Genomic DNA, 4,202 nt, shown 5'->3' with positions numbered 1-4,202 from the left:
CGTTCACGATCTACACCCGCTGGATCGAGACCGAGTTCGACAACACCATCCCGGCGTTCGCCGGCGCGGCCGGCGAGGCCGAGGAGGCCGAGACCGCGGTCCGCCGGACCGTGGTCGTCGAGGTCGGCGGCAAGCGCCTGGAGGTCTCGCTGCCGGAGGCCTTCGGTGCCGCGTCGACCGGCGGCGCGGGGGGTGTCCGGAAGGCTCCGCGCCGGCAGGCGAACCGCAGGGCCGCGGCGGCGGTGTCGGGCGAATCGCTCACCTCGCCGATGCAGGGCACCATCGTCAAGGTCGCCGTCGAGGACGGCCGACGGGTCGAGGAGGGCGACCTCATCGTGGTCCTGGAGGCCATGAAGATGGAGCAGCCGATCAACGCCCACCGCTCGGGCATCGTCAAGGACTTCTCGGTCGAGGTCGGCGCCTCGATCGCGGCCGGCTCCGTGATCTGCGAGATCAAGGACTGACCCGTCCGACGGGCCCCGGCGCCCCCGTCCGGGGCGCCGGGGCCCGTCCGTCCGTCAAGCGGGCACCTCGGCCACCACCACCCAGCGCTTGCCGCCGTCCTCTGCGGAGGCGACGAGGGTTCCGCCGACCAGGGCGATCCGCTCGCGCATCCCGGTCAGCCCATAGCCCGGGACGTGGTCGACGTCCGACCGGCGGGCGTTGCGGGTCCGGTTCTCCACGCTGAGCCGCACGGCTTCCGGGCCGAAGGCCAGCGTGATCTCCACCCGCTCCCCCACTGCGTGCTTGGCCGCGTTGGTCAGCGCCTCGCGGGTGGCCTGCGCCAGGGACACCGCGGTGGCCGGGCCGATGCTGCGGGCCTGTCCGGTGATCAGCAGCCGCACCTCGCCGGGGTGGTTGAGCCGGTGTTCGGCGGCGAGCTGCTCGATCGCCTCCTCGATCGGCGGCACGTCGTCCCGCAGCGCGGCGACCGCGTTGCGGGCCTCGGTGAGGCCCTCGTCGGCGAGCCGGTTGGCGCGCCGGACCCTGGCGAGCGCTCCTTCCGCATCCCCCTTCTCGATCTGCGCGGTGGCGACCTTGAGCTGGACGGACAGGGCTCCGAGCGAGTGGGCGAGCACGTCGTGCATCTCGCGGGCGATCCTGGTGCGCTCGGCGAGGGCGGCGCCGCGGGCCTGCTCCCGCTGCACCAGCCGGGTCTGCTCCAGCAGTTGCTCGGCCTGTTCGGCGCGCAGCTGGGACTGCCGGCGGTTCAGGCCGACGAGCGCGAGCAGCAGGACCAGCAGGGCGTGTCCGAGCACGACGCCGAGCGGCCGGCCGGCCAGGACGCAGCTGATCCAGGTCAGGGTCAGGCAGATCACGACCACGCCGGCGATCAGCTGCCCCGGCGGGCCGGTGAGCGCGGTGAACCGGGCGAGCGCCACGCAGAGCACGATGACGGCGGTGGTGTCGTCGGCGGTGCCCACCACGAGGGCGGGCAGCAGCGCGCTCGCGGCCAGCATGGCGGCGGCGATCCTCGGGTGGGTGCGGTCCAGGGCGATGAACAGGGCCCAGGTGACGGCACTGAAGGTGTAGGCGGCCCAGATGTGCGGGCTGTCCTCACGGGCGGTGACCAGGGTCACGACCAGGACCAGGGTGCCGAGGCACTGGACGACCAGCCACCCCGGTGCGATCCGGTCGATGAAGTGGCCGCCGTCGGGCTTCGGTGTCATGCGTACCATTCCGGAAGGGTGCGGTGGGCCACGGCCCGGTGAGCGAGCCGTCCGCCGTGGACCGGGATGCCGGCGCGGGCGACCGCCCGCCGGTCCTCGGGCACTCCACGGTCGGGACGGCGGAGGCGGACGGCCCGGTGGAGCTTGCGGTGTCCTGGCCGTCGGGGCAGGAGAACAGGAGACGCGTCGTCACATCGCCCGATCCACCGCCGGGCGGTACACCACGACGACGCGAACGGTACGACCTCGGGGAACGCACATGAGCGAAACGCAACGACCGGCCGGCCCGGTTCGGGTACTGGTCGTCGACGACCAGCAGATCGTCCGCGAGGGGCTGATGTCCCTGCTGGACCTGATGGACGACATCGAGGTCGTCGGCGGCGCCGCGGACGGCGTGGAGGCGGTGGAGATGGTGGCGCGGACCACCCCGCAGGTGGTCCTGATGGACCTGCGGATGCCCAGGGGCGGGGGTGCCGAGGCCACCGCACGGATCGTCGCGAACCACCCGGAGGTGACCGTGCTGGCGCTGTCCACGTACGCCGACGACGAGTCGATCGCCGCCGCGCTCGGCGCCGGGGCGCGCGGCTACCTCACCAAGGACGCGAACCGCGAGCAGATCGCCATGGCGATCCGCAACTCCGCGCACGGCCAGTCGACCTTCGACCCGTCGGTGACCCGCCGGCTGGCCGCCGCGCTCGTCGCCTCGCCGCCGGTCCCGCCCGCGGCCCCGGCGGCCCCCGCGGCCCCCGCGGTCCGCCAGGCGAAGGACCGCGGCGGCCGCCGGAAGGTCTTCCCTGACGGTCTGACCAACCGCGAGGTCGACGTGCTGCGGCTGATCGCGGAGGGGCTGAGCAACCCGGAGATCGCCGGCACGCTGTTCATCGAGGAGGCGACGGTCAAGACGCACATCAACAACGTCTTCGCCAAGATCGACGCGCGCAACCGGGCGGACGCGGTCCGCTACGTGTTCCGGCAGGGCCTCGACCGGACCTGAGCCGCCGGGGCAGACACGGTGACGCCGGGTCAGCGCCGCGCGGCCGCCCCGGCACGGCCGCCCTCCACGGCTCAATCCCGGCCACCGAGGGCCAGGCCGTCCCGGAGCAGGTCGCCGGGGGTCGGAGCGCCGGGCGTCGGATCGCCGTCCGCCGCACCGCCCGTGCCCGCACCGCCGCCGGTCAGGTCCCGCAGGTGCCGGCGCAGGATCCGCAGGGCGGTCGGAGGTTCGATGCCGCCCGGGTGCAGGACCATCCCGAGGGCGAGGCCGTCCAGGAGGGCGGCCAGCCGCCCGGCCTCCAGGGCCGTGTCGATCCCCGCGGGCAGCGCGCCGGCGAGCCGTGCCTCGTCGAGGACGCGGGAGACCAGTCGGCGGGCGGCGTCCTGCATCAGGGCCGCGCCCGGCCTGAACTCCGGCCGGGTGCGGGCGGCGAACGTGAACGTCAGCCACAGCACGGTCTCTTCGCGCCGGGTCTCGTCCAGCGGCAGCAGTTCCGTCAGCAGGGCCTCGGTGACGGCGCGCCGGTCGATGCCGGCGTCCCGGTCCAGCAACTTGTCGGCGTGGGCGCGGATGCGGGTGTCGATGCGCCGCTGCAGCTCCTCCATCGCGAAGATCAAGACGTCGGCCTGGTTGTCGAAGTAGTGCCGCACCGAGCCGATCGCCAACCCGGCTTCCTCGGCGATGTTGCGGAGTGAGGCGTGTTCCAGACCGTCTCTGCTCACGATGCGCAGTACGGCTCGCGCCACGTCCTGGCGGCGGGTTTCGGGGGCGACGACCTTCGGCATGTTGTTGTTATAGCACGAGTGCGCTAAATTAAATCCGGCAAGGCCGAGCGGCGACCCGGGAACAAAGGGGCACAAGCAGTGAACACCTGGCTACTCGTGGCGATCATCGCCGTGGGCGCTGTCGCCTTGATCATCAAGCGCTTGATCGGCGAACCCATCAACGTCCGCGACCTGTTCGGCCCCGCAGTGGTGCTCACCGCGCTCGGGATCTGGTCCGTCGCGGAGGTCAAGGAACTCAACGGCTCGGACATCGCCTGGGTCATCGGAGGCTCCGTCATCAGCCTCGGCTTCGGCCTCGTGCGTGGCTCCACGGTCGTGGTCTTCGAGAAGAACGACATCCTGCACCAGCGCTACACGCCGAAGACCTTCCTGGTCATCGTCGTCGCCTTCGTGGCCTCCGCGCTCTACGGCCTGCTCGCCAAGAAGATGGGCATGCACGAGGATGCCCGCCCGATGAACCTCTCCATCGGCATCGGCTTCCTCGGCGAGGCGCTCGTCATCGGCTACCGCGGCCTGCGCAGCGGCGGCACCTTCGCCCCGGAGAAGCCCAGCCTGCTGGACAAGTACACGGGCCGCGGCGACCAGGGCCAGGGCCAGGGTCAGGGCCCGAACGGCGGCCAGCAGGGACCGGGGCAGGGCCGGGGGCCGGGCGGCAGCATCCTGGACCGGTACCGCTCCGGCGGCAGCATCCTGGACGAGTACGCCGACCGGATCGACAAGTTCAAGCGCCGCTGAGCGGCGGAGTCCGACGAG

General features: G+C 72.6%; 5 protein-coding genes. 3 read left to right on the top strand and 2 right to left on the bottom strand.

Annotated features, from left to right (window positions below; translation table 11 throughout):
* Positions 1 to 464, top strand: a 464-nt coding sequence (locus tag ACFV1W_RS40180) for an acetyl-CoA carboxylase biotin carboxyl carrier protein subunit (protein ID WP_380422482.1), incomplete at its 5' end; no start/stop codon positions are given.
* 54 nt (positions 465 to 518) lie between these two features.
* Here the strand turns inward: ACFV1W_RS40180 and ACFV1W_RS40175 are convergent.
* Positions 519 to 1,670 carry a sensor histidine kinase gene (locus ACFV1W_RS40175; protein ID WP_380422481.1) on the bottom strand — a complete coding sequence of 384 codons (1,152 nt, stop codon included), beginning with the start codon at positions 1,668 to 1,670 and terminating at the stop codon, positions 519 to 521.
* Positions 1,671 to 1,929: 259 nt separating this feature from the next.
* On the opposite strand from ACFV1W_RS40175, the gene ACFV1W_RS40170 reads away from it, so the two are divergent.
* Positions 1,930 to 2,664 carry a response regulator transcription factor gene (locus tag ACFV1W_RS40170; RefSeq protein WP_380422479.1) on the top strand — a complete coding sequence of 245 codons (735 nt, stop codon included), beginning with the start codon at positions 1,930 to 1,932 and terminating at the stop codon, positions 2,662 to 2,664.
* 71 nt (positions 2,665 to 2,735) lie between these two features.
* Here ACFV1W_RS40170 and ACFV1W_RS40165 read toward each other — a convergent pair whose 3' ends face one another.
* A complete protein-coding gene (locus ACFV1W_RS40165; protein ID WP_380422478.1) occupies positions 2,736 to 3,449 on the bottom strand; it encodes a TetR/AcrR family transcriptional regulator in 714 nt (237 codons plus the stop codon).
* 78 nt (positions 3,450 to 3,527) lie between these two features.
* Here ACFV1W_RS40165 and ACFV1W_RS40160 point away from each other — a divergent pair, with 78 nt between their 5' ends.
* Positions 3,528 to 4,184 carry a DUF1453 domain-containing protein gene (locus tag ACFV1W_RS40160; RefSeq protein WP_380422477.1) on the top strand — a complete coding sequence of 219 codons (657 nt, stop codon included), beginning with the start codon at positions 3,528 to 3,530 and terminating at the stop codon, positions 4,182 to 4,184.
* The last annotated feature ends 18 nt before the right edge of the window (positions 4,185 to 4,202 follow it).

The sequence above is a fragment of the Kitasatospora sp. NPDC059648 genome (genome assembly GCF_042734825.1).
Classification (GTDB): domain Bacteria; phylum Actinomycetota; class Actinomycetes; order Streptomycetales; family Streptomycetaceae; genus Kitasatospora.
Note: the sequence above shows the minus strand (reverse complement) of the source record. Positions and strands in the feature narration are given on the sequence as shown.

Bases quoted from the DNA above. Each gene is read 5' to 3' on its own strand.
- ACFV1W_RS40165 (WP_380422478.1), bottom strand. From the start codon at position 3,449: ATGCCGAAGGTCGTCGCCCCCGAAACCCGCCGCCAGGACGTGGCGCGA.
- ACFV1W_RS40175 (WP_380422481.1), bottom strand. From the start codon at position 1,670: ATGACACCGAAGCCCGACGGCGGCCACTTCATCGACCGGATCGCACCG.
- ACFV1W_RS40170 (WP_380422479.1), top strand. From the start codon at position 1,930: ATGAGCGAAACGCAACGACCGGCCGGCCCGGTTCGGGTACTGGTCGTC.